We start from the raw sequence: 23,019 nt of genomic DNA on the forward strand, positions 1-23,019 counted from the left end.
CGCCTTCAGGCGGCGGTCCGCAGATTTGTTTTGTGTTGGTTCGGATCAGGGGCGGCGCGCGCCGGTAACGGCGCGTCGGCGCTGTATCAGTACTTCATGACGACGAGGCGCGTCTGCGTGAATTCGAGCATCCCGTGCTTGCCGTCGTCGCCGCCGAGGCCCGAGCGTTTCCAGCCGGCGTGGAAGCCCTGGTACGGGTCGGCCGGCGTGCGGTTCACGTACAGCTCGCCCGCCTCGATCGCGTTGGCCATCTTCATCGCGGTGCGGTAGTTCTCGGTGTACAGCACCGACGACAGCCCGAACTGATGGTCGTTCGCGAAGGCGATCGCTTCGTCGATCGTCGTGTAGCGCAGCACGGGCATGATCGGGCCGAAGGTTTCCTCCTGCACGATCTCCATGTCCTGCCGGCAGCCGGTGAGCAGCGTGGCCGGGTAGAAGAAGCCGGGGCCGTCGGGCATCGCGCCGCCGGTTTCGAGCGTCGCGCCGGCCGCGACCGCGCGTTCGACCATCCCGTGGATGTGCGCGCGCGCCGATGCGCTGACGAGCGGGCCCATGTTCGACGGATCGGCCGCACGGTTGCCGCTGCGCACCGCGCCCATTTTTTCCTTCAGCAGCGCGACGAAACGGTCGTGCACGCTGTCGTGCACGTACACGCGCTCGATGGCCGTGCAGAGCTGGCCGCAGTGCGTCGTCTTCGAGGCGACGAGCGCGGCGGCTGCGCGTTCGAGGTCGGCGTCGGGCTCAATGATTGCGGGCGTCTTGCCGCCGAGTTCGAGCGACGGCTTCGCGATGTTCGCCTTGCAGTAGTCGAGGACCTTGCGGCCCGCGTTGACGCTGCCGGTCAGCGTGATCATCCCGACCGCCGGGTGTGTGCACAGCGCCTCGGCCGTCGCGTGATCCATCGTCAGGATGTTGATCACGCCCGGCGGGAAGCCCGCATCGTCGGCGGCCTTCGCGATCTCGAACGCCGACACCGGCGTGTGGTTGCTCGGCCGCACGACTACCGTGTTGCCGGCGATCAGCGCGGGCGCGACCTTGCGCAGCAGCGTGTAGACGGGATAGTTGAACGGGATCAGGCACGCGACGACGCCGATCGGCTCGCGCTGCAGGAACAGGTTCTCGTCGGGCGTGTCGCTCGGGATGATCTCGCCTTCGATCCGGCGCGCCCACTCGGCGTGGAAGCGCGTGATCTGGCCGGCGTAGACGGCTTCGTTCGATGCATCCTCGACGCTCTTGCCGGATTCCTGCGCGAGCGCTGCGCCGATGTCCGGCGCGCGCGCGGTCAGCGCGTCGGCGAAGCGGTGCAGGTAGGTCGCGCGCTCGGCGCTCGGCAGCTTGCGCCACGCTTTTTGCGCGGCGGCGGCCGCGTCGACTGCGGCGAGCGCGTCGGCGGGCGTCGCGGCCGGCACGCGCGCGAACGGCGCTTCGGTGGCGGGATTGTGGACGACGATGAACGCGTCGCTTTCCGGGACGACGAAACCGCCGTTCACGTAGTTGCGTTCGGTACGCATGAAGAGGCTCCTCCGATGGATGCGGGCGGATCGCTTCTGGTGGCGAAACACGCGTCGCGGGATAGAGGCCATTCTGTTCATGCGTTTAGCGCACGACAAACGACTTATTTTCTAGCCGGGCATGAGAAAAACGCACGTTACTCGGTGAATCGGCTGGAATCGCCCGTCCGGCAAGGCGGGCGCGGTGATGGCGCGGCGGCGCGCGGGGAGCGGCTGGGCCGCGTTTTCCGACTGGTCCGAGTGCGGGCGGGTGCGGGAGACGGTAAGGTTTGGCCCGCGATCGACGCTCGGGGACGGATCGCTTGCCGGGGCATGTTCTCCCGGCTTGGGGAACGTCGTTTGCGGGAGGGGCGGTGCGAGCCCGCGATGAGCGGGAACAGGCCCTAGGCCAGCGGCACCTGCGGCAGCGGCGACGACGGTTCGAGGTGGCGCTTCGCGAGCCACACTTCCTGCTGCAGCCAGTCGCGGAACTGCACGATGTGCGGCAGGTTCGTCTGCTCGGGCCGCGTGACGAACCAGTACGACTGGTGGCCGTCGACGTGCACGTTGAGCACCTGCATCAGTTGCCCGGCCGCGAGTTCGCGCGCGACCATGTGGCGGTCGGCGATCGTGATCCCGAGGCCGTCGATCGCCGCGCGGATCGCATGGTCGAGCAGGTCGAATTCGTAGCCGCCGCGCGTGTCGACGTCGCCGATACCGGCCGCCTTCAGCCAGTGATGCCAGGTCTGGTAGCGCTGGTCGTCGGTCGCGAGCACGTGCAGCAGCGTGAAGCGGCTCAGGTCGATCGGCGCGCCGTCCTGCCGCAGCCGCGCATACAGCGCGGGCGCGCAGACGGCGATATGCTGCTCCTGCATCAGCAGCGCGTTGTCGAAACCGTCCCATTCGCCGTCGCCGAACCGGATCGCGCAGTCGAGCACGCGCGATTCGCCGAGGCTGTCGTGAATGCGGGTCGTGAGGCTCAGCTCGAATTCGGGATGCGCGTCGCGCAGCCGGCCGAGTCGCGGCATCAGCCAGCGCGCGGCGAAGGTCGGCGGCACGTTCACGCGCAGGCGGTTCAGATGGGTTTTTTCCTGCAGGCTGCGCACGGTCAGCTCGATCTTGTCGAACGACTGTTGCAGCGCGCGCAGCAGCACGCGGCCGGCCGCGGTCAGTTCGAGCTGGTGATGGCGGCGCTCGAGCAGCGTTTCGCCGAGCTGGCCTTCGAGCTGGCGAACCTGGCGGCTCACCGCGCTCTGCGTCACGTTGAGCAGTTCGGCCGCGCGTGTGAAGCTGCCGGTGCGGCCGGCCATCTCGAAGGCTTTCAGCGCATTCAGCGCCGGCATCTTGCGTCTCACGGGGGCGGTGTCGTCCTGGGTGCGGGATGCTTATTGTAGGCGGGCGGCCAACGACGCGGGGTGATGAACGGCACGATCGATGCTCGCGCCGCGCACGCCGGGTATCCGGGTTTTCACTGCCTGACGGCGGGCGCGCTTTTCTGCGATAAAGCTGCCCGCAAGATGGCCGGCCGGCTGGCCGGCAGCGAGACGAAAGAGAGGAACACACATCATGCGACGCCTGCCATCGTTGATCGCGCTGCGATTTTTCGAGGAGACCGCGCGTCACCTGAGCTTCAATCGCGCGGCGGTTTCGCTGTGCGTGACGCAAGGCGCGGTGAGCCGGCAGATCCGGCTGCTCGAGGACGCGCTCGGCGCGCGGCTGTTCGAGCGCGATCACAAGGGCGTGCACCTGACCGATGCCGGCCAGCGGTTGCTGCCGTTCATCGGGCAGGCGTTCGACACGATCGAGCGCGGCGTCGGCGAAATCGCGGCCGCGCGGCCGGATGCGAAGCGGCGCCTCACGGTGTCGCTGCCGCCGACGTTTGCGACGCAGTGGTTCTCGCCGCGGCTCGGCACGCTCGCGGAGGCGCTGCCCGATGTCGAGCTGTCGATCCGCACGGAGCCGGCCGACGATTGCCATTGCCACATCCGCTTCGGGCGCGCGGCGCGGCCCGGGATGCAGTCGGAGCTGCTGATGATGGAGCGGCATGCGCTCGTCGGCGCGCCGCGTTATCGCGGCGATACACTCGACGTGCTGCTCGGCCGGCTGCCGTCGCTGCATGTGTTGCACGAGGGCAAGCGCCTGACCCTGTGGGCCGACTGGTGCGAGCAGGCGGGCGTGCCTGTCGGGCGGATCGGCGACGGCATCGAGTTCTCGACGCTCGAACAGGCGATCCGCGCGGCGCGCAAAGGCGCGGGGCTCGCGGTCGTCGACCTGAACATGATCGAGGAGGAGATCGGTGAGGGCAGCCTCGTGCGACTGTCGCCGGTGCAGCCGATCGGGCCGTTCGGGTACTGGCTCGACGTTGAACCGGAGAGCGTCGCGATCGGGCATGTGATCGCGTTCGCCGCGTGGTTGCGGGAGCAGGTGGCGAGGAAGGGGTAGGGGCGCTCCTCGTGGTCGCGGGAAGTTACAGGTCGGGGTCCATTCCGAAGTGCAGCAGCGTTTCCCGGCGACAACGCGCGTCGGCGTCGGCCATCGAAATGGTGCGCAGAGTGCTCTTCGACCAATCGACATGCCCTATGTCGAAGACTTTTCTTTGCGGCGGCAACGCCGGCTCGCCGGCCGACTGTGCGCCGTGTTCGACGGCAGGCGTGCGCGGGACTTGCGCTTGATCGGGGTGATGCTCGTGCGCGATGAGTTCACGAATGAGTTGCCTGATTTCCGAGACACGAATGGAGCGATTCTCGTTCGTCACGCGACTGCGCCTGGTCACGGGTTTCGCGACGCGGAATCCGGCGATCGGACGGTGCTGTTGGGTCATTCGTAAATCCCTCTTTCAATCAAATAGGCTTGCAGCGCCAGCACGGACTTGCCATGCGGCGCGACGTTGAATGTCATCAGGCGATGCGACCCGGCCGTGCGCCAGAAGTCCCGCCCGGATCGCGTCGCGTACAGTGCTCGCAGCGATCGAAGCGATCCGTCGGCCAACCCGACCGGATAGCCCTGGAAGTACTGGAACAGTGCTGCCTCGTCGCCATGCGGGTCGGGAATGGGAGCATCGAAGCCGAATCTTGGCCATGCATAGTATCCATGGCGTCTCGGCCCGCCGGGCTCCGGTGGCGCTTTGCGACCACCTATCGCGAATGTGCGAATCCAGGCGATCTTCAACGTAGCACACGCTCTGACGATGCGCCACAGCATCACTGCGCCGAGCCCGGCGGCAGCGTTGTCGACGAAATCGATGGTTCCGAGTTCGAGTGCGGACGTGTCGTTGGTTTTGAGCACGGACACGCGATTCACCGATCGGATCAGTATCGGGTGGGTGACGGCGAATGTCAGCCTGTCCGTACTGTCGAGGTACGCTTCAATTTCCGACCCCGCCGGCGCTCCGCACAACGAAACGAGCAACGCGTCGGAAACGTCGCCGTCCACGCCCAGCAACGCGGCAATATCCAGATCGTTTCGATCGACCGCGAGCCGATCGTCGAAGTACGTCGTCTCGTACGGCAGGACATGACTGAGATCGACACGCTGGGCGGGCATGGCTGTGGGCGATAAGCGGAAAACACCCAGCATATCGTCGCGAATCCGGTTCGCAGAGTCCGCCGAACGGCCAATCACGGGACGAAGTGATGGCCTCTTCCGCCCGCCTTACGTCCAGTCGAACGTCAGCAGCGCAACGCGGCTGACCGGTTCGTAGAACAGAAGAATCCAGTCCGCGCCCATCGCGCGGTACTCCCAGCCGGTCACGCCGGCGACGAAGCGAAAGCGTGCGCCGTCAGGGCCGATCGGCCGGATGTCGTCCGGATCGCTGTCGTCGATCGGGAAGTCGGAGGTGCCCGACCAGTTCCCCCAGCCGACCGTGCCGCCGAGCTGGTCGAGCAGGTTGCACGGCTTTTCCTGGCTGAAGTCGCGCTCGGCCGGCGCGAACCGGTTGGACGAGTACAGGCGGCCGTGTTCCGCGAAACGCACGCGCGCGGCTTCGATGCTCGCCTGCTGCTCCGCGTAGTGCTTCTCCAGCTCCTGGCGGTAGCGCGCATCGCGATCGCCGGGCGGGTTTTCCAGATAGAAGTAGCGCGAGTCGCCGAGCAGCGTGTAACGGTTGTTTTCATCGAGGCGTAACCCGATCCAGTTCGCGCGCAGATAGTCGTTGTGATACGCGGCGGTGGCCTGCCCGACGAGCCCGTCGTACGGCTCGACGGGGCTCAGCAGATGGACCCAGCCCTGCCACGACGGATCGACCGCCGACAGATCGATCGACACGAGCGGGTGCAGGTGACGCGCGAGCGCGGCAGCGGGCTCGGCGAACACGTCGGCGTCGGGCGGATAGACCTTCAGGCCGGGTTGTGGCGTGACGATGTCTTCAATCATGATCGGCGTTCGCACGGTGAGGGTCGGGCAAGGCTACATGAAAGCGTGCGACGGCCGGATGAATGCCGGGCGCCGCCGCAACGTGCCCGACGGGCATCCCGTTCCGTTCATCCACCCGATCGGCGGCGCCGGTATGCGCGCCGATCCGTCTGGAGTGTGTTCCCTTGATAATAGTTGATAACCGGGTTAGGCTGGATGCATCGAATTCAATGCCGTCAGGAGGTCGTCATGATCAGTGCCGAACTGGGCCAGCAGCTGGAGGCTTACGTCGCGAAGCTGGTCGAATCGGGGCGCTACGGGTCCAAGAGCGAAGTGCTACGGGAAGGCGTGCGCCTGATTCAGGATCGCGAGGCGCAACTGAATGCGCTGGACGCGGTGATCGCGCGCAGCCTGGCCGATGCGCAAGCAGGACGCGGCGCCGATGCGCAAGCCGTATTCGATCGCCTCGAGGCGAAGTACCGGGCACAGGTGGATCGTCAGGCGTGAGCGTCCGCCTGTCGGATTTCGCGATTGCCGAACTCGAAGCGATTGCCGATTTCATCGCGCGCGACAACCCGCAACGCGCCGTGACTTTCGTGCGGGAGATTCGCGACCAGTGTCTGGGCCTCGCCGGGATGCCGTTGGCGTTTCCGCTGGTGCCGCGCTTCGAGCGCCATGGCGTGCGGCATCGCGTGTACGGCAACTATCAGATCTTCTACCGGGTGGTGGGCGATCCGCCGGCGCGGATCGACATTCTTCACATACTGCACGGCGCGCGGGACTACGCGTCGATCCTGTTCTGAGCGATTTCGCGAGTCGCGTCGCGTCTCGTCTCGTCTCGTCGGGAATACGAAAACTGCCAGCCAGAATGAACGAACCCGGCCGAAGCCGGGTTCGTTCAAATCGCGTTGAGCATCGCCGCATCACACGCGCTGTCTGTCGATGCTGCCGTTCCGGACAAGACGATGCGGGCACGCACGAAACCCGCGTCGTCCGTCAATGCCCCGACGCTTCCTCGAGCGTCAGATGCTTCGTCTCCGGCGCCCACGCGATCGACACGATCATCCCCACCAGCAACACACCCGCGAGCGCGAACATCGTCGCGTGAAAGCCCAGCGTTGCGATGCCGACCGGCAGCAGGAACGTGCCGATCGCCGAGCCGAGCCGGCTGCACGCGATCGCCAGGCCGACGCCGCTCGCGCGCACTTCGGTCGGGAAGCATTCCGGCGGGAACACGCCGACGAGGTTGCTGAATGCCGACATCGTCAGCGTGAAGACTGCAAACGCGACGATCATCGCGATGGCCGCCGACGACGGCAGCACGGCCAGCGCGACGAGCGACGCGCACGTCACCGCGAACGAGCCGATCAGGAAGCCGCGCCGCGACAGCCGGATCGTCAGCCAGATGCCGATCAGCGCGCCCAGCACGAGGAACGCGTTCAGCAACAGGTCCGCGCCAAAGCCTTCGGCGAGACCGATCGTCTTCAGGATCGTCGGCAGGAACGTGTAGATCGCGAAATACGGAATCACGAGGCACACGAAGAACGCGCAGTTGAAGGCTGTCCGGCGGATCAGGTCGGGCTGGAACAGCCGGCCGAAGCCCGCGTTCGCATGCGGCTCGGCGGAACCGTCGAGCATCACGTGCGGCCCGAAATGCTTCGCGACGATTGCACGCGCCTCCTTCACGCGGCCCTTGCCGAGCAGCCAGCGCGGCGATTCGGGCGTGCCGATCCGCAGCACCAGCACGATCAGCGCGGGCAATGCGGCCGACGCGAGCAGCCAGCGCCACGTGTCGGGCGCGACGTCGCTGTACGCGAGGCCGAGCACGTTCGCGGCGACATAACCGATCGTCCAGATCACGCTGAACGAACCGAGCAGCGCGCCGCGATGCTTGCGCGGCGAGAATTCGGCGAGGATCGCATGGCCGACCGTGAAGTCGCCGCCCATCCCGAAGCCGATCAGCACGCGCAGCACGCACAGTTCGAGCGGCGAGCTCACGAAGAACTGCGCGAACGCGGCCGCCGTGATGATCACGAAGCTCGTCAGGAAAATCTTCTGCCGGCCCATCCGGTCGGACAGCCAGCCGAACACGAGGCTGCCGAAGAAGATGCCGATCAGCGCCGAGCTGCCGATCATCCCCATCCAGAACGCGTCGATCGGCATCTGCTTGCCGAGCGCGGCCAGCGCATAGCCGATCGTGCCGAGCGTGTAGCCCTCGGTGAAATGCGCGCCGAACGTGAGGCCCGCGATCTTCACGTGGAAGCGGTTGAGCGGCACGTCGTCGAGCGCGACGGCGCGTGGCGGCGCGTCGGCGCCGCGCGTGAGCGGCAAGGCGCGCGCCGTGCCGGGTTGAACATTGGCTTGATTCAAGCTGCCTCCGGATTTGTCATGCGTGGGGCGCGCGGGCGTCGAACGACGCCGCGAAGCCGTGCGAGGCGCCGCGCGGCCGGGCGGCGCGCGGCGCGGATCGACCGCGGAGAGCGGTCAGGGGTCAGGGGTCAGGGGTCAGCGGCCGAGGCCGGCCATCAGCGTGTACTTGAGTTCCACGTATTCATCGAGGCCGTACTTCGAGCCTTCGCGGCCGAGCCCCGATTGCTTGACGCCGCCGAACGGCGCGACTTCGGTCGAGATGATCCCGTCGTTGACGCCGACCATCCCGCTTTCCAGCGCGCCCGACACGCGCCACGCGCGGCCGAGGTCGCGCGTGTAGAAGTACGCGGACAGCCCGAACGGCGTGTCGTTCGCCGCGGCGACGGCTTCTTCTTCGGTCGCGAAGCGGAAGCACCCGGCGACGGGGCCGAAGGTTTCCTCTTCGGCGATCAGCATGTCGGGCGTCATGCCGGTCAGCACGGTCGGCTCGTAGAAGGTGCCGCCCAGCGCGTGGCGCTTGCCGCCGGTGAGCACGCTCGCGCCTTTCGCGGCGGCATCGGCGACGTGACGCTCGACCTTGCCGAGCGCCGCCTCGTTGATCAGCGGCCCCTGGTCGACGTCGCCGGCGAGCGCGTTGCCGACGCGCAGCTTGCGCACGGCGTCCGCGAGCTTGCGCGTGAACGCGTCATACACGCCGTCCTGCACGAGGAAGCGGTTCACGCACACGCAGGTTTGCCCGGTGTTGCGGAACTTCGACGCAAGCGCGCCTTCGACCGCCGCATCGAGATCGGCATCGTCGAACACGATGAACGGCGCATTGCCGCCGAGTTCGAGCGACAGCTTCTTCAGCGTGTCGGCCGACTGCTTCGCGAGCAGCTTGCCGACGCGCGTCGAGCCCGTGAACGACAGCTTGCGCACGACGGATGAACTCGTCAGCGTCTCGCCGATCGCTACCGCGTCGCCCGACACGACGTTGAACACGCCGGCCGGCACGCCCGCGCGCTCGGCGAGCACCGCGAGCGCGAATGCCGACAGCGGCGTTTCCTCGGACGGCTTCAGCACCATCGTGCAGCCGGCCGCGAGCGCCGGGCCGGCCTTGCGCGTGATCATCGCGAGCGGGAAATTCCACGGCGTGATCGCCGCGACGACGCCGACCGGCTCACGCGTGACGACGATCTGCGCATTCGGCTTCGGGCTCGGGATCACGTCGCCGTACATGCGCTTCGCTTCTTCCGCGAACCATTCGAGAAAGCTCGCCGCGTACGCCACTTCGCCGCGCGCTTCCGCGAGCGGCTTGCCCTGTTCGCGCGTCAGCAGCTCGGCGAGCGCGTCGCGGTGTTCGAGCATCAGCTCGCCCCAGCGCTTCACGCGGGCGCCGCGTTCCTTCGCGGTTAGCGCGCGCCACGCGGGAAACGCGTGCGCGGCGGCATCGATCGCGCGTTGCGTATCGTCGGCGCCGCCTTTCGCGACCTTCGCGATCGTCTCGCCGGTCGCCGGGTTCAGCACCGGATAGGTCGCGTCGCTCGCGCCGTGCGCTTCGTACCATTCACCGCCGATGTAATGGCCGGTTCTCAGAAATTCGTTCATCGTGTTTCGTTCCTTCCGTGCTTCAGTCTGCCGCGAAACTGCCTTGCGCCGGGCGCGATTCGCGCGCGATGCGCTTGCCGGCCGTGTAGTCGTTGATCAGGTCGCACGGCGTGTAGTTGCGTTCTAGCTCGTGCAGTTCTTCGTCGGTGAGTTGCGTTTCGAGCGCGCCGAGCGCGCTGTCGAACTGCGCGACGGAATCCGCGCCGACCAGCATGCTGGCGATGCCGGGCCGGCTCAGCACCCACGCCTGCGCGATTTGCGCGGGCGGCACGCCGCGCCGCTTCGCGACCTTTGCGACCGACGCGGCGATCGCGAGCGACGACGCATCGCCGTACATCTGCGCGGTGAAGAAGTCGGTCTGGTTGCGCGTCGATTGCGGCTCGCAGGTCAGCAGGCCGCGCGCGAGCGGGCTGAACACCGACACGCCGACGCCCTGGTCGATGCAGTACGGCACCATCTCGCGCTCTTCCTCGCGATAGGCAAGGTTCAGCTGCAACTGCATGTTGATCGGCTTTTCCCAGCCATTGCGCTCGCACGCCTGCATGATTTTCGCGAACTGCCACGTGTACATCGTCGATACGCCGATATAGCGCGCCTTGCCCGCGCGCACGATGTCGTGCAGCGTGCTCATCGTCTCCTCGACGGGCGTGTTCACGTCGAAGAAATGCAGCATGAAGATGTCGACGTAATCCATCCCGAGGCGCTTCAGCGACCCGTCGATGCCGTCGAGCACGTGCTTGCGCGAATGGCCGCCCGCGTTCGGGTAGGTGTCCATGTCGTAGCCGACCTTGGTCGTCACGACGAGCTCCTCGCGGCGCGCGTTGCGCTTCAGGATGCGGCCGACCACTTCCTCGCCGACGCCCGTCGAATAGAAATCCGCGAGATCGATGAAGTTGACGCCGGCGTCGAGCGCGCGGCGCACGATCGGCTCGCTCTGCGCTTCGTCGAAGATCCACGGCTTCCACTCGGGCGTGCCCATGTTCATCGTGCCGAGACACAGGCGGGACACCTTCAGGCCGGACTGGCCGAGGCGGACGTATTCCATGCTTCCTCCTGGTGCGGCCTGGCCGGCCGCGCGTTGTCTGTCAGTTCTTTTTCGGCGTGTAGAACGGGTTCGATACGTCGCGCGCGGCGGCGAACACCGCGTCGCGATGCGGCAGCCCTTCCATCGCGGCGACGATCGCGTTGCGGCACGCGCGATAGTTGTTCTCGAACACGGCGTCGAGGTCGTCGGTCTGCGGGTTGACCCAGTTCGCCGATACGACGACCCAGTCGTTCTCCGCTTCGGGCGGCAGCGTGCCGTTCTCGAGCGCTTCGGCCACGGCCTTCGCGATGCCGGCCTGCGACGCGCCCCACGTCGCATTGCCGTGGAAGTCGCTGGCGATCTGCGCCTTGTTCACGTACAGCGTGAGCGGCTTGGTCGGCACGCCCGGCTGCGCGATCACGACGAACGGCGCGTGGCCGGCCGACGGCGTCGCGAGCGCGGTCGCGAATGCCTGCCCGGCCGGGCCGTTGCGCGGGCCGACCAGCACGTTGATGTGCGCGAGGTTGACGCCGGGGCCTTCGAAGCCTTCGCCGATATAGAGCTGCCTGGGTTGCGGTGCGGTCATTGCAATGTCTCGTCGATGAGGTTGGGTGTGAGGCGATTGTGGTGGGCCGCGGCGCGGCCGGTGAATCGATGTTTCCTGATCGGGCTATGAGTTTTCGTCGTCTCCGGGAAAGCCCTCGGGTCGTCGCGCAAACGCCCGCCGGGCGGCCCGCGGCCGCCATCGTGGCGGCACGCGGGGCGGGATCGGCGGGCGGGCATTCGCGTGCCGGCTCCGGGTTTGTCATACCCGGGCAGGGGTTGGAGGGCCGCGCGCATCCGGACAACAATCGGCGTACTCCGAGCCCTATCTTTCGTCCTCCCTTCCATTTTCGAAAGCGAGTAATTCCGATGGCTGCCATTGAGAAACCTGTCGCGTTGCACGAGGCGCCCCGGGCGGGGCACGCCCCCAAGGGGCCTTCCTTCGGGGCGGAAAACGCGGGGCGGCCCGGTGTGCTCTCGAAGCCCGACTGGTCGAAGCTGACTTCGCTCGATCCGGAGCTGATCCGGGCATTCGTCGCGGTCGTCGAAAGCGGCGGCTTCACCGCGGCGGCCCGGCAGCTGCATCGCACGCAGTCGACGATCAGCCTGCGCATCCGCACGCTCGAGGAGCGGCTCGACACGCACCTGTTCATGCGCAACAGCCGGCGGCTCGAACTGTCGCGCGACGGCGAGAATTTCCTGATCCATGCGCGGCGGATCATCCAGGTGCAGAACGACGCGATCATCGCGCTGAAGCAGGCGAGCAGCGATCGCGGCGTCGTGCGCTTCGGGCTGCCCGAGGACTATGCGGAGCTGTGGCTGCCCGACCTGCTGAAGTCGTTCTATGCGTTGCGGCCGGGTGCGCGCCTGCATGTGCAGTGCCGGACGTCGCTCGAACTGCTGGAGCGGCTGCAGGCCGGCGAGCTCGATGTCGCGCTCGTCGTGCGGCATGGGTCGAACGCGGGCGGGCGGCTGCTCGGCCGTCACGACGTCGTGTGGGCCGCGCACCGCGACTTCTCGCTCGGTCCGCGCGCGTCGGTGCCGCTCGCGTTGTTTCCGGAGACGTGCTGCTACCGGCAGCGAGGGCTGCAGGCGCTCGCGACGGCCGAGCGGCCGTATCACGTCGTCTATACGAGCCAGAGCCCGACCGGCATCAAGATCGCGGTGAACCACGGCGCGGCCGTGACGATGATCGATCGCTGCACGCTGCCCGAGAACTGGCGCGTGCTCGACGAAGCGGACGGGCTGCCGCCGCTGCCGGCGGCCGATCTCGAACTGCATCGCTCGCCCGGCATCTGCGACCCGATGACCGACGATCTCGTGTCGCTGCTCGAATCGATGGTCGACGAACGGCGGCGCGCGTCGCTCGAGGCGTTCGCGTAGCGGGGCCATCCGGGCGCGGAAAGCGCCGCAGGGTGAGCTGTGCGCATGACGTCTGCGGAGCGTGGTCCCGGCGGGTGCACGGTTGCCGGGACGCTTGGTGACAGCCCGATCGAGGCGGTATCGAGGCCGGCGGCCCCCGTTGTGCCGCATGCCGTTTTTTGCGCCGCCGCACCGTTTTTTTGCACGGCGTTTATGCCGTGTCTTCTAAGCTGGGGATGTGTCGAACAGCCGAGACGGCTTCCGTCCGCTCCATGACCTTCATCCATCCCGTTCCCGCCTTCGATGTCGCCGGCCGCCAGTTGCGCGCCGGCACCCGCGCCAACGTCCTGCCTTTCCCGCCGCCGCGCCCGCGCCTGCAGTTGCCCGTCACGCTGACGGCCGATTCCGGCGAATGCGCGCGCGAGCGGCTCGCCGCGCTGCTGCATTCCCCGCTCGGCGTGTATGTCGTCAGCGCGCGCGCCGTGCGCGACGTGATCCACGTGCACTTCGACATCGCGCCGGAAGATCTGGATTTCACGCTGCACATGCTGATCGCGCAGCAGGCCGATGCCGTGATCGGGCCCGTCGCGCGGCGCCTGCGCGTCGGGCAGAAGGCCCGGTGAGCGGCGGGGCGGTGATTGCGCGCCGGATGACTGCTCGCTCGTTTCCGGTTCGATCGATGCGCTGCCGAATCGCTGGTCGCCGTGTCGTCCACCCGGCGGCGGCGGACGGTTGCGCGCTGCGCCCTGGCCGGCGCGGCGCCTGAATGTGGAGGGTCCATGTACCTTGCGAAAGAGATGCGGGAAGCCATGCGTGCCACGCGGCCGGCAAGCCGCCGCGTGCGGACGGCGTCGCTGCCGTCGGACCGGCAGCTCGCGCGGCAGCTCGTGACGACGGTGCGCGTCGCCGAAATGCTGCTGCATCAGGCGATCGTCGTGCCCGACGGGCATCAGTGGTCGGTCGACACCGAGCGTGTCGACGCGGCTGGCGGGCCGCTCGCGGCATGGGAAAACTGCGTGACGCTGCGGATCGGCAAGGTGTTCGCGCCGGCGGTCAGTCCGGCCGCGCGGGTCAACGATCCCGATCAGGTCGCGGTCGAGATCCGGCTGTGCCTGCCGGAGCAGGAATATGTGAGCGAGCAGCGCGTGAGCATCTTCGGCTGCCGCCACGGCAACCGGTTCGGCGCGACGCTGTCGGTTGCGTCGGGGCCGCAGTGGGGCTGGCGGCGTGCCGAACACGTCGCGCCGGAAAACATGCACGTGTGCGGCGATACGCTCGAAGCGCTGGTCGATGCGGCGGCGGCGACCGTCAATACGGCGCTGTGCGCGGCGGGGTATGACGCGACGCGCTGATCACGCGTCGGCGGTTTGCCCCGTCTGCCGCTGCAGATCCTCCATCAGCTGTTCCGCGAGAAAGTCGCACGGCGGACGTTTCGATTTCGTGCTGCGCGCGAGGATCAGTTCGAGCGGCGGCAGGTCGGGCAGCCCGTGCGAGCGGCCGAGCATCGACAGTTGCGCGGGAATCGCGCAGCGTGCGAGCGGCGCGACCGCGAGCCCGGCCTCGACCATGCTGAGCAGCCCGAGCAGGCTCGGGCTTTCATAGGACGTGCGGTACGGCACCTTCGCACGTTCGAGGCTGCGGATCGCGTTCTCGCGCGCGACGCTGCCCGGCATGAACACCGCGATCGGCAGCGGCCGCTCCTCCCACACGCGCGGCCCGTTCGTCATCGCGGCCCACGCCATCGGCTCGTGGCGGATGAAGTCGCCGGTCAGCCCCTTGATGCGCGTGCCGCACACGAGATCGACGGTGCCTTCCTTGATCAACGGCGCGAGCGCGCTGCTCGGCAGCCCCATCACCTGGATCTCGACCTTCGGATAGGTCGCCGAGAATTTCTTCAGGACCGACGGCAGCAGCGACGACGCATAGTCGTCCGGCACGCCGATCACGACCTTGCCGGTCACTTCCGGCCGCACCACGGCCGCCCACGCCTCGTCGCGCAGCGCCAGCATTCGTCTGGCGAATCCCAGCAGCACCTCGCCTTCGCGCGTCAGCACGATGCTGCGCGGCTTGCGCACGAACAGCGGCCGGCCGATCGCGTCTTCCAGGCTCTTGATCTGCATGCTCACGGCCGACTGCGAGCGGTTCACGGCCTCGGCGGCGCGGGTCATGTTGCCGGTCTCCGCGACGGCGACGACGGTGGCCAGCACGTCGTGATCGAGCATCTTCATGGGTATCAGGAAAACTGAACGTAACGATCAGCATTATGCGTTTTTATTGTTGCTGTGTGTCTGCCATAGTGCGATCACGCTGGCGTTTCGCCCGGCACGCAGGCTTGAACAGGGAAAGTGGTGTCTCGATGATCGACCATCCGTTGCGCGCCGCACTGGCCGCGGAATTGCATGCCCGGCCGTTCCTGCGGCTCGCCGAAGCCGTGTCGCTCACGCATTACGCGATCTACGCGGACGGCCAGCCCGACATCCACGAAACGCTGCTGCACGCGCTGTGCCGCGATACGGGTGTCCCCGCGCCGCACGAAGGCGCGACGCACTACGCGGTGCAATCGCCGTGCGGTTGGCACCTGAAGTGGGAACGCCACACCGAATTCTCGACCTTCACGTTCGTCGCGCCGCGCCGCGACACCGGCTATTTCGACGATCTCGCGATCGAAGGCATTCCGGCCGCGTGGTTCGCGCGGCTCGCGGGCATCCGGTTCGTCGCGGTCAGGATGGAACTGCTGTCGGGCGATGCCGCGAAGCTCGCGTGCGGCGACCTGCGCCGCTGGATCGACGGGCCCGCGCTCGTCGGCAGCAGCGTGCTCGGCGGCGGCAAGGTGTTCTGCGACTGGCACGTGCGCGACGACGGCTTCATGCGTTTTCTCGTCGTCGATGAGGATTTCCGCGAGGAGCAGGGCGGCCGCCTGCTGCAGCGTCTCTACGAAATCGAAACGTACCGGATGATGGCGCTGCTCGCGCTGCCAGTCGCGCGGCGGATGAGCCGCGAGCTCGACGAGATCCACGCGGCGCTGCACGCGCTGATGCAGCGGATGGACGCGAGCGGCGCCGACGGCGACGACACCGCGCTGCTCGTCAAGCTCACGCATCTCGCGGTGCGGGTCGAATCGCTGTCGGGATCGGGCGCGCGCTTCAGCGCGTCGCGTGCGTATGAAAAGCTCGTGCTGGCGCGCATCCAGGAATTGCGCGAGGAGCGCATCGAAGGCATGCCGACGATCGCCGAATTCATGGAGCGACGCTTCGCGCCGGCGATGGAGACGTGCCGCAGCGTATGGGCGCGCCACGAGCAGATCGCCGCGCGGATCGCGCGCGCGGTCGACCTGTTGCGCACGCGCGTGAATCTCGCGCAGGAAAAGGACGTGACGCGCCTGCTGGCGGGCATGGAGCGCACCGCGCGCAACCAGCTTCATCTGCAGCACGCGGTCGAGGGGCTGTCGGTGGCGGCCATTTCGTACTACGTGCTGTCGCTCGCGACGGCGGCGTTCAAGGCGCTGCACGTGATGAACCTGCCGGTCGATCCCGAGCTGGCGGAAGGCTTGCTGATCGCGCCGGTCGTGTTCGCGGTGATTCACATCACGCGGCGCACGCGCGCGCAGCTTGCGCGATCGGAAGCCTCGCATGAAGGCGCGCCTGCGCACGCGGCGGTATTGAAGCAGGCCAGTTAGAACATCGAAAACATAATCAAGGAAAGGAGTGGAGATGACTTTTTCGCAGAAGCAACCCGGGTTTTACAGCGCTTTCGACGCGTTCGACGAACCCGCACCGGACGATGCCGGTGTGCCGGACGACGCACGCGTCACGTCGTATCAGGCCGTGCTGCAGGAGCCGATGACGTCGCTCGTCGGGAATACGCTTGATCGGCCGGATGTCGCGGCGGTGGCGATTCTCGGGTACAACTGACGCGACTTTTCGCGTCGCGTCGAGTCGATGTAGCATCAGGCGTTCATTTGCCGGCCGCCCTTCGGCGCGCCGGACGTGAATCGCCTTCCTCCTTCGTTTTCCCCGCCCCCAGCGCGAGCGCCAGCTCGACGAACGCGCGCGCGGCCGCGCTCCGGTATGCGCCCTTGCGCTGCAGCAGCACGGCCGTGCGCCGCAACACGGCCGGATCGAGCGCGACGGCAACGAGATCGTCGTGCCCGGTTGCGATCGTCTCGGGCAGCAGCGTCGCGAGGTTCGTGCGGCGCACGATCTCGATCACCGCACCGAGCGAATTCGCCTCCATCAGCACGCGCGGCCGCACATCGTGCTCGCGGAAATAACGGTCGATCTGCGCGCGTGTCGCGAACTCGGCGGTCAGCAGCACGAGCGGCGCGTCGTGCAGCGCGCGCAGGCCCGCCTTGCGTTTCCCGGCGAGCGCGTGCCCGCGGCTCACGACTAGCGCGAGCGTCTCGACCAGCAGCGTTTCCACTTCGATGTCCGCCGTCTGCACGCCCTCGAATGCGATGCCGACATCGAGCTCGTCGTCGACGAGCAGCGCCTCGATACGCTCCTGCGACATCTCGTGCACCGACAGCGAAACCTCCGGATAACGACCGTGAAACGCCTCGACGAGCGGCCCGACGAGATAGCTCGTGAAGGTCGGCGTGACCGCGATGCGCAGCGAGCCGCGGCTGAGATCCTGCACGTCGTGAATGGCGCGCCGGCCTTCCGCGAGATCGTGCAGCGTCTGCCGCGCATAGCGGAAATAGACGTCGCCGGCATCCGTCAAACGTGTCACGCGCCCGCTGCGATCGAACAGCTGCGCGCCGAGCGTTTCCTCGAGCTGGCGGATCTGCTGCGACAACGCGGGTTGTGACACGTGCAGCGCGGCGGCGGCGCGCGTGAAGCTGCGGTGTTCGGCGACGGCCAGGAAGTAGTTGATATGGCGCAGCAGCATGGCGGTTCCTATAAGTCTTGCTTATCCGGTCGATCATAAATCAGTCTTTTACGTTATTGGAAGCGCGGCGTAACCTGCCCTTCATCGATTTCGTCAGCACCGGAGGACACGCGATGAAGGACATCATCGAAGGCTTTCTGAAGTTTCAGCGCGACGCCTATCCGGCGCGCGCCGCGCTGTTCCGCGATCTCGCGCGCAGCCAGAACCCGCGGGCGCTGTTCATCTCGTGTTCGGACAGCCGGCTCGTGCCCGAACTCGTCACACAGCGCGAGCCGGGCGACCTGTTCGTGATCCGCAACGCCGGCAACATCGTGCCGTCGTACGGCCCCGAGCCGGGCGGCGTGTCGGCGTCGGTCGAATACGCGGTGGCCGCGCTGCGCGTGACCGACGTCGTGATCTGCGGGCATTCCGATTGCGGCGCGATGACCGCGATCGCGACCTGCCAGTGCATGGATCACATGCCGGCTGTCGGCCACTGGTTGCGTTATGCCGATTCGGCGCGCGTCGTGAACGAGGCGCGCACGCATCGCAGCGAGCGCGAGCGGATCGACTCGATGGTGCGCGAGAACGTCGTCGCGCAACTGGCGAACCTGAAGACGCACCCCGCCGTGCGGCTCGCGCTCGAAGAAGGGCGTCTCGCGCTGCATGGCTGGGTCTACGACATCGAATCGGGCTGCATCGACGCCTTCGACGGCGCGACCGGCCGGTTCGTCCCGCTCGCGGACCATCCCGAAGTCCGCGCCACGCCCGCGACGCGCGCCGTCGTGGCCTGAACCTTTCCCACCCGTCCACGAGGTATTGCCATGATCCAGTCCCAGCACAGCCAGACTGCCCGCCACGCGCTGGCCGAAACCGTCGTTCTCGCGAAAGCGCGCAGGAACCTGTCGTTCGCGCAGCTCACCGAAGGCACGGGCCTGAGCGAGGCGTTCGTCACGGCCGCGCTGCTCGGCCAGCATGCGTTGCCGGCCGACGCGGCGCGCGTCGTCGCCGACAAGCTCGGCCTCGACGACGACGCGGTGCTGCTGTTGCAGACGATCCCGCTGCGCGGCAGCATCGACGATCGCGTGCCGACCGATCCGACCATTTACCGCTTCTACGAAATGCTGCAGGTGTACGGCACGACGCTGAAGGCGCTCGTTCACGAGAAGTTCGGCGACGGCATCATCAGCGCGATCAATTTCCGGCTCGACGTGAAGAAGGTCGATGACCCCGAAGGCGGTTCGCGCGCCGTGATCACGCTCGACGGCAAGTACCTGCCCACCAAGCCGTTCTGACGCTTGCGCGGCGTCGCGCTTAGGGTGCCGCGCAGGTTTCCCCGACTTGCGCCGGCTGGCGCACGTTCCCGCCATTCCGTTTCAGCGAGGACGCAGCCATGGATTTTGTGAAACGCACGATCGATCTTGCGATGAAGAACGTGGAAGAGGGCGGCCGCCCGTTCGCGACGGTGATTGTCCGCGACGGCGAGATCGTTGCAGAGAGCCCGAACCTTGTCGCGCAGACCAGCGACCCGACCGCGCATGCGGAGATCCTCGCGGTGCGCGACGCGTGCCGCAAGCTCGGCACCGAGCACCTGACCGACTGCGAGATCTACATTCTCGCGAGCCCGTGCCCGATGTGCCTCGGATCGCTGTACTACTGCAGCCCGAAGCGCGTGATCTACATCACGACGCGCGAGGACTACGCGCCGTTCTACCGCGACGACCGCCAATATTTCGAGCTGGACACGTTCTATGCCGAATATGCGAAGCCGGTCGGCGAGCGGCGGCTGCCGATGGTGCAGCAGAAACACGCCGACGCGATCGGCGTCTACCGGCGCTGGAAGGAACTGAACGCAAAGTGACGTGACCCGCGCGACGCCCCTGTCGCGCGGTGCGGCCGCCCCGGCTGCTCGTTTTCCCCACCCTCCGCTTCGTCTGGCGGCTCCCGTGCCGCCGGGCGCGCGCTGCCGCGCGGGGCCGTGTCGTGCCCCCGTTTTCCCGCCTGCCCAAACATCGATCCCGTTCAATGTCCGGAACGGAAATCTGCGATCCATAACGTTTTTGACGGGTTTAAAAATTCGCACTGGAGACGACAGAAACGTGCGGAAAGCCCGATGAAAACCGATGAAATCAATCTGACAGCCAGCGCGGCGGCCGCTTCCGGCCGCAGCTGATTGCCGCCGATCGCCGTGCGTTGCCCCCTACCTGTTTCATTGCGCCATTCGTTGCGGACGAGGAATCGCTCGATCCCTCTCCGCCAGCACCGCGCGGCCGCCCGACCGGTCGCGCCTGACGCCTGACATTCGCTTACCTGCTCAATACGGACCATCATGAAACGGGATTCATTCAGTACACCTGAAGCGGCACGTCGCGCGACGACGGACATGCTCAAACCGAACGACGCCTTCGTGCGCATCGAAAACGTCGTGAAAAAATTCGGCGACAGCACGGCCGTCGACAACGTGAACCTGACGATCGCGAAGAACGAGCTGTTCGCGCTGCTCGGCAGCTCGGGCTGCGGCAAGTCCACGCTGCTGCGCATGCTCGCCGGGCTTGAGACGGCCACCTCCGGCAAGATCTTCGTCGACGGCGAGGACCTCGCGTCGCTGCCGCCGTACCGCCGCCCGGTCAACATGATGTTCCAGTCGTACGCGCTGTTCCCGCACATGTCGGTCGAATCGAACGTCGCGTTCGGCCTGAAGCAGGAAGGCACGCCGAAGAACGAGATCAAGGAGCGCGTGGCCGACGCGCTCGCGCTCGTGCAGATGAGCAAGTACGCGCAGCGCAAGCCGCACCAGCTCTCCGGCGGCCAGCAGCAGCGTGTCGCGCTGGCCCGCTCGCTGGTCAAGCGCCCGAAGCTGCTGCTGCTCGACGAGCCGATGTCCGCGCTCGACAAGAAGATCCGCCAGAAAACCCAGCTCGAACTGGTCAACATCATCGAGAAGGTCGACGTGACCTGCGTGATGGTCACGCACGACCAGGAAGAAGCGATGACGATGGCCAGCCGCCTCGCGGTGATGAGCGAAGGCAAGATCGTGCAGATCGGCGCGCCGGGCGAGGTATACGAGTTTCCGAACAGCCGCTTCTCGGCCGAATTCATCGGCTCGACGAACCTGTTCGAAGGCCGCGTCGTCGAGGACGAGCCCGATCACATCTTCGTCGAGAGCGACGATCTCGAAGCACGTATGTACGTGAGCCACGGCGTGACGGGCCCGCTCGGGATGCCGGTCGGCATCTCGGTGCGCCCGGAGCGCATCCACGTGTCGCGCGAGAAGCCCGGCTCGAAACACAACTGGGCGCGCGGTGTCGTGACCGACATCGCGTACATGGGCAGCTACTCGCTGTATCACGTGCGCCTGCCGAGCGGCAAGACGGTCGTATCGAACCTGTCGAGCTCGCACCTGATGAACGATGACGCACCGGCCTGGAACGACGACGTGTTCGTGTCGTGGTCGCCGGCCAGCGGCGTCGTGCTGACGCAGTGAGGACGACACGATGAGAACCTCTGCTTCCACTCCGTCCGCCTCGGTGTCGTCGAGCGCCGCGAGCACCGGCGCCGGCCGCCCGCGCCCGAGCCGTTTCGCCGCGCTGTCGCGTTTCCTGCCGTCGGGCCGCAGCGTCGCGATCGGCGTGCCGTTCCTCTGGCTGGCCGTGTTCTTCGCGCTGCCGTTCGTGCTGGTGCTGAAGATCAGCTTCGCCGACCAGGTGATGGGCATCCCGCCGTACACGTCGCTCGTCGAGTTCAAGGACGGCGTCGTGCACTTCGCGCTGCAGCTGTCGCACTATGCGTTCCTGCTGCAGGACGACCTGTACATCGCGACCTACCTCAGCTCGCTGAAGATGGCCGCCGTGTCGACGGTGCTGTGCCTGCTGATCGGCTACCCGATGGCGTACTACATCGCGCGCTCGGAACCGAACCGGCGCAACGTGCTGATGATGGCCGTGATGCTGCCGTTCTGGACGTCGTTCCTGATCCGCGTGTACGCATGGATCGGCATCCTGAAGGACGACGGCCTGCTGAACCACACGCTGATCGCGCTGGGGATCATCCACACGCCGCTGCGGCTGTATCACAGCGATGCGGGCGTCTACATCGGGATGGTCTATTCGTACCTGCCGTTCATGGTGATGCCGCTGTACGCGCACCTCGTGAAGATGGACCTCACGCTGCTCGAAGCCGCATACGACCTCGGCGCGAAACCGTGGGTCGCGTTCACGCGGATCACGCTGCCGCTGTCGAAGAACGGGATCATCGCCGGCAGCCTGCTGGTGTTCATCCCGGCGGTGGGCGAGTACGTGATTCCGGAGCTGCTGGGCGGCGCCGACACGCTGATGATCGGCCGCGTGATGTGGGATGAGTTCTTCAACAACATGGACTGGCCGATGGCGTCCGCGGTGACGGTCGCGATGGTGATGCTGCTGCTGGTGCCGATGGCGCTGTTCCAGTACTACCAGGTCAAGGAACTGGAGGAAGCGAAATGATCAAGCCGAGCAAACCGCTGTCGACGGGCGTCCTCGCCTTCGGGTTCCTGTTCCTGTACATCCCGATCATCAGCCTGATCGTGTACTCGTTCAACGAGTCGAAGCTGGTGACGGTGTGGTCGGGCTTCTCGCTGAAGTGGTACGCGGCGTTGCTGGACGACGACGAGCTGCTGACGGCCGCGTGGCTGTCGCTGAAGATCGGTCTCCTGACGGCCACCGCGTCGGTCGTGATCGGCACGTGGGCGGGTTTCGTGCTCGCGCGCTTCGGCCGCTTCAAGGGCTTCACGCTGTACACGGGGATGATCAACGCGCCGCTGGTGATTCCGGAAGTGATCCAGGGCATCTCGCTGCTGCTGCTGTTCGTGGCGCTGGAGCAGATGTTCGGCTGGCCGAAGGGTCGCGGGATGCTGACGATCTGGATCGGTCACGTGATGCTGTGCGTGTCGTACGTGGCGATCATCGTGCAGTCGCGCGTGAAGGAGATGAACAAGTCGCTGGAGGAGGCGGCGCTGGATCTGGGCGCGACGCCGCTGAAGGTGTTCTTCGTGGTGACGCTGCCGCTGATCTCGCAGGCGCTGCTGTCGGGGTGGCTGCTGTCGTTCACGCTGTCGATCGACGACCTGGTGCTGTCGGCGTTCCTGTCGGGGCCGGGGTCGACGACGCTGCCGCTGGTGGTGTTCTCGCGGGTGCGGCTGGGGCTGAACCCGGAGATGAACGCACTGGCGACGCTGTTCATCACGGCCGTGACGATCGGCGTGATCGTCGTGAACCGGATGATGATCGCGCGCGAGCGGCGCCGGGTGGCCGACATGAAGGCGGCGTTCGCGGTGGCGTGAGCGGGCGCGACGTGAAACGAAGCGGCGGGCGCGTGATGCACCCGCCGTTTGTGCTTTTGCAGCGGCCGGGTCGGCCGCATGCCGATACGCGGGCGACGCGCTATAGTCAT

General features: G+C 66.9%; 27 protein-coding genes. 15 read left to right on the plus strand and 12 right to left on the minus strand.

Going from position 1 to position 23,019, the window contains the following annotated elements; all coding sequences use genetic code 11:
* Positions 1–86: 86 nt before the first annotated feature.
* Both aldA and BBJ41_RS29335 read right to left on the minus strand, forming a co-directional pair.
* A complete protein-coding gene (gene aldA, locus BBJ41_RS29330; protein WP_069749681.1) occupies positions 87–1,511 on the minus strand; it encodes an aldehyde dehydrogenase in 1,425 nt (474 codons plus the stop codon).
* Positions 1,512–1,894: 383 nt separating this feature from the next.
* Complete coding sequence (locus tag BBJ41_RS29335; RefSeq protein WP_069749682.1) at positions 1,895–2,833, minus strand: LysR substrate-binding domain-containing protein; 939 nt, start codon at positions 2,831–2,833, stop codon at positions 1,895–1,897.
* 223 nt (positions 2,834–3,056) lie between these two features.
* Between BBJ41_RS29335 and BBJ41_RS29340 the strand changes: the two genes are divergently transcribed.
* Positions 3,057–3,932, plus strand: coding sequence for a LysR substrate-binding domain-containing protein (locus BBJ41_RS29340; RefSeq protein WP_069749683.1), 876 nt, complete (start codon positions 3,057–3,059; stop codon positions 3,930–3,932).
* Between the two features lie 25 nt (positions 3,933–3,957).
* Here BBJ41_RS29340 and BBJ41_RS29345 read toward each other — a convergent pair whose 3' ends face one another.
* The 3 genes from BBJ41_RS29345 to BBJ41_RS29355 all read right to left on the minus strand — a co-directional run bounded on the left by BBJ41_RS29345 (position 3,958) and on the right by BBJ41_RS29355 (position 5,861).
* Positions 3,958–4,311: a hypothetical protein gene (locus BBJ41_RS29345; protein WP_069749684.1), complete on the minus strand. Its 354-nt coding sequence runs from the start codon at positions 4,309–4,311 to the stop codon at positions 3,958–3,960.
* Positions 4,308–5,066 (minus strand): hypothetical protein, encoded by a 759-nt coding sequence (locus tag BBJ41_RS29350; protein ID WP_069749685.1) that lies wholly within the window; start codon positions 5,064–5,066, stop codon positions 4,308–4,310. The genes BBJ41_RS29345 and BBJ41_RS29350 overlap by 4 nt, the downstream gene beginning before the upstream one ends.
* Before the next feature lie 75 nt (positions 5,067–5,141).
* Positions 5,142–5,861: a hypothetical protein gene (locus BBJ41_RS29355; protein WP_069750427.1), complete on the minus strand. Its 720-nt coding sequence runs from the start codon at positions 5,859–5,861 to the stop codon at positions 5,142–5,144.
* Here BBJ41_RS29355 and BBJ41_RS40735 point away from each other — a divergent pair.
* The 3 genes from BBJ41_RS40735 to BBJ41_RS29365 are packed head-to-tail and all read left to right on the plus strand — an operon-like array spanning position 5,860 to position 6,643.
* On the plus strand, positions 5,860–6,039 hold the full coding sequence (locus tag BBJ41_RS40735; protein ID WP_156814894.1) for a hypothetical protein: 180 nt from the start codon (positions 5,860–5,862) through the stop codon (positions 6,037–6,039). The two genes, BBJ41_RS29355 and BBJ41_RS40735, sit on opposite strands and share 2 nt — an antisense overlap.
* 50 nt (positions 6,040–6,089) lie before the next feature.
* Positions 6,090–6,347, plus strand: coding sequence for a type II toxin-antitoxin system ParD family antitoxin (locus BBJ41_RS29360; protein WP_069749686.1), 258 nt, complete (start codon positions 6,090–6,092; stop codon positions 6,345–6,347).
* Positions 6,344–6,643 (plus strand): type II toxin-antitoxin system RelE/ParE family toxin, encoded by a 300-nt coding sequence (locus tag BBJ41_RS29365; RefSeq protein WP_069749687.1) that lies wholly within the window; start codon positions 6,344–6,346, stop codon positions 6,641–6,643. The genes BBJ41_RS29360 and BBJ41_RS29365 overlap by 4 nt, the downstream gene beginning before the upstream one ends.
* Positions 6,644–6,836: 193 nt before the next feature.
* Here the strand turns inward: BBJ41_RS29365 and BBJ41_RS29370 are convergent, their stop codons facing one another.
* The 4 genes from BBJ41_RS29370 to fae form a co-directional block, all read right to left on the minus strand.
* The gene (locus BBJ41_RS29370; RefSeq protein WP_069749688.1) at positions 6,837–8,210 is read right to left on the minus strand and encodes an MFS transporter; all 1,374 of its coding nucleotides are present in this window, start codon (positions 8,208–8,210) and stop codon (positions 6,837–6,839) included.
* Between the two features lie 135 nt (positions 8,211–8,345).
* Complete coding sequence (locus BBJ41_RS29375) at positions 8,346–9,797, minus strand: NAD-dependent succinate-semialdehyde dehydrogenase (RefSeq protein WP_069749689.1); 1,452 nt, start codon at positions 9,795–9,797, stop codon at positions 8,346–8,348.
* Between the two features lie 22 nt (positions 9,798–9,819).
* Positions 9,820–10,842, minus strand: a complete 1,023-nt coding sequence (locus BBJ41_RS29380) for an aldo/keto reductase (protein WP_069749690.1) — start codon at positions 10,840–10,842, stop codon at positions 9,820–9,822.
* A gap of 40 nt (positions 10,843–10,882) precedes the next feature.
* Entirely contained in the window at positions 10,883–11,407 is a 525-nt protein-coding gene (fae, locus tag BBJ41_RS29385) for a formaldehyde-activating enzyme (protein ID WP_069749691.1), read from the minus strand.
* A gap of 428 nt (positions 11,408–11,835) precedes the next feature.
* Between fae and BBJ41_RS29390 the strand changes: the two genes are divergently transcribed.
* The 3 genes from BBJ41_RS29390 to BBJ41_RS29400 all read left to right on the plus strand — a co-directional run bounded on the left by BBJ41_RS29390 (position 11,836) and on the right by BBJ41_RS29400 (position 14,078).
* A complete protein-coding gene (locus tag BBJ41_RS29390) occupies positions 11,836–12,747 on the plus strand; it encodes a LysR family transcriptional regulator (RefSeq protein WP_069749692.1) in 912 nt (303 codons plus the stop codon).
* Positions 12,748–12,998: 251 nt separating this feature from the next.
* Complete coding sequence (locus tag BBJ41_RS29395; RefSeq protein WP_069749693.1) at positions 12,999–13,349, plus strand: hypothetical protein; 351 nt, start codon at positions 12,999–13,001, stop codon at positions 13,347–13,349.
* A gap of 156 nt (positions 13,350–13,505) precedes the next feature.
* Complete coding sequence (locus tag BBJ41_RS29400; protein ID WP_069749694.1) at positions 13,506–14,078, plus strand: hypothetical protein; 573 nt, start codon at positions 13,506–13,508, stop codon at positions 14,076–14,078.
* Here the strand turns inward: BBJ41_RS29400 and BBJ41_RS29405 are convergent, their stop codons facing one another.
* Positions 14,079–14,954, minus strand: coding sequence for a LysR family transcriptional regulator (locus tag BBJ41_RS29405; protein WP_059605089.1), 876 nt, complete (start codon positions 14,952–14,954; stop codon positions 14,079–14,081).
* A 128-nt stretch (positions 14,955–15,082) separates the two neighbouring features.
* On the opposite strand from BBJ41_RS29405, the gene BBJ41_RS29410 reads away from it, so the two are divergent.
* Together BBJ41_RS29410 and BBJ41_RS29415 are read left to right on the plus strand one after the other, a co-directional pair.
* Positions 15,083–16,402, plus strand: a complete 1,320-nt coding sequence (locus BBJ41_RS29410) for a DUF3422 family protein (RefSeq protein WP_069749695.1) — start codon at positions 15,083–15,085, stop codon at positions 16,400–16,402.
* A 34-nt stretch (positions 16,403–16,436) separates the two neighbouring features.
* Positions 16,437–16,637, plus strand: a complete 201-nt coding sequence (locus tag BBJ41_RS29415; protein ID WP_069749696.1) for a hypothetical protein — start codon at positions 16,437–16,439, stop codon at positions 16,635–16,637.
* Between the two features lie 43 nt (positions 16,638–16,680).
* On the opposite strand, the gene cynR is transcribed toward BBJ41_RS29415, so the two are convergent.
* Positions 16,681–17,613, minus strand: a complete 933-nt coding sequence (cynR, locus tag BBJ41_RS29420) for a transcriptional regulator CynR (RefSeq protein WP_069749697.1) — start codon at positions 17,611–17,613, stop codon at positions 16,681–16,683.
* A 113-nt stretch (positions 17,614–17,726) separates the two neighbouring features.
* Here cynR and BBJ41_RS29425 point away from each other — a divergent pair, with 113 nt between their 5' ends.
* From BBJ41_RS29425 to BBJ41_RS29435, 3 genes are all read left to right on the plus strand, one after another.
* Positions 17,727–18,386, plus strand: coding sequence for a carbonic anhydrase (locus BBJ41_RS29425; RefSeq protein WP_069749698.1), 660 nt, complete (start codon positions 17,727–17,729; stop codon positions 18,384–18,386).
* Between the two features lie 30 nt (positions 18,387–18,416).
* The gene (gene cynS, locus BBJ41_RS29430) at positions 18,417–18,887 is read left to right on the plus strand and encodes a cyanase (protein ID WP_069749699.1); all 471 of its coding nucleotides are present in this window, start codon (positions 18,417–18,419) and stop codon (positions 18,885–18,887) included.
* 98 nt (positions 18,888–18,985) lie between these two features.
* Complete coding sequence (locus BBJ41_RS29435; protein ID WP_069749700.1) at positions 18,986–19,453, plus strand: nucleoside deaminase; 468 nt, start codon at positions 18,986–18,988, stop codon at positions 19,451–19,453.
* A gap of 161 nt (positions 19,454–19,614) precedes the next feature.
* Here the strand turns inward: BBJ41_RS29435 and BBJ41_RS40740 are convergent, their stop codons facing one another.
* On the minus strand, positions 19,615–20,007 hold the full coding sequence (locus BBJ41_RS40740; RefSeq protein ID WP_167362207.1) for a hypothetical protein: 393 nt from the start codon (positions 20,005–20,007) through the stop codon (positions 19,615–19,617).
* On the opposite strand from BBJ41_RS40740, the gene BBJ41_RS29440 reads away from it, so the two are divergent.
* Genes BBJ41_RS29440 through BBJ41_RS29450 form a run of 3 tightly spaced genes read left to right on the plus strand, consistent with a single transcriptional unit; the run spans position 19,922 to position 22,909 of the window.
* A complete protein-coding gene (locus tag BBJ41_RS29440; protein WP_156814896.1) occupies positions 19,922–21,076 on the plus strand; it encodes an ABC transporter ATP-binding protein in 1,155 nt (384 codons plus the stop codon). The genes BBJ41_RS40740 and BBJ41_RS29440 overlap by 86 nt on opposite strands.
* A 10-nt stretch (positions 21,077–21,086) precedes the next feature.
* Positions 21,087–22,073 (plus strand): ABC transporter permease subunit, encoded by a 987-nt coding sequence (locus tag BBJ41_RS29445; RefSeq protein ID WP_069749702.1) that lies wholly within the window; start codon positions 21,087–21,089, stop codon positions 22,071–22,073.
* Positions 22,070–22,909 (plus strand): ABC transporter permease subunit, encoded by an 840-nt coding sequence (locus BBJ41_RS29450; RefSeq protein WP_069749703.1) that lies wholly within the window; start codon positions 22,070–22,072, stop codon positions 22,907–22,909. Before BBJ41_RS29445 ends, BBJ41_RS29450 begins: the two co-directional genes overlap by 4 nt.
* Positions 22,910–23,019: the final 110 nt, after the last annotated feature.

The sequence above is a fragment of the Burkholderia stabilis genome (assembly GCF_001742165.1).
Taxonomy (GTDB): Bacteria; Pseudomonadota; Gammaproteobacteria; order Burkholderiales; family Burkholderiaceae; genus Burkholderia; species Burkholderia stabilis.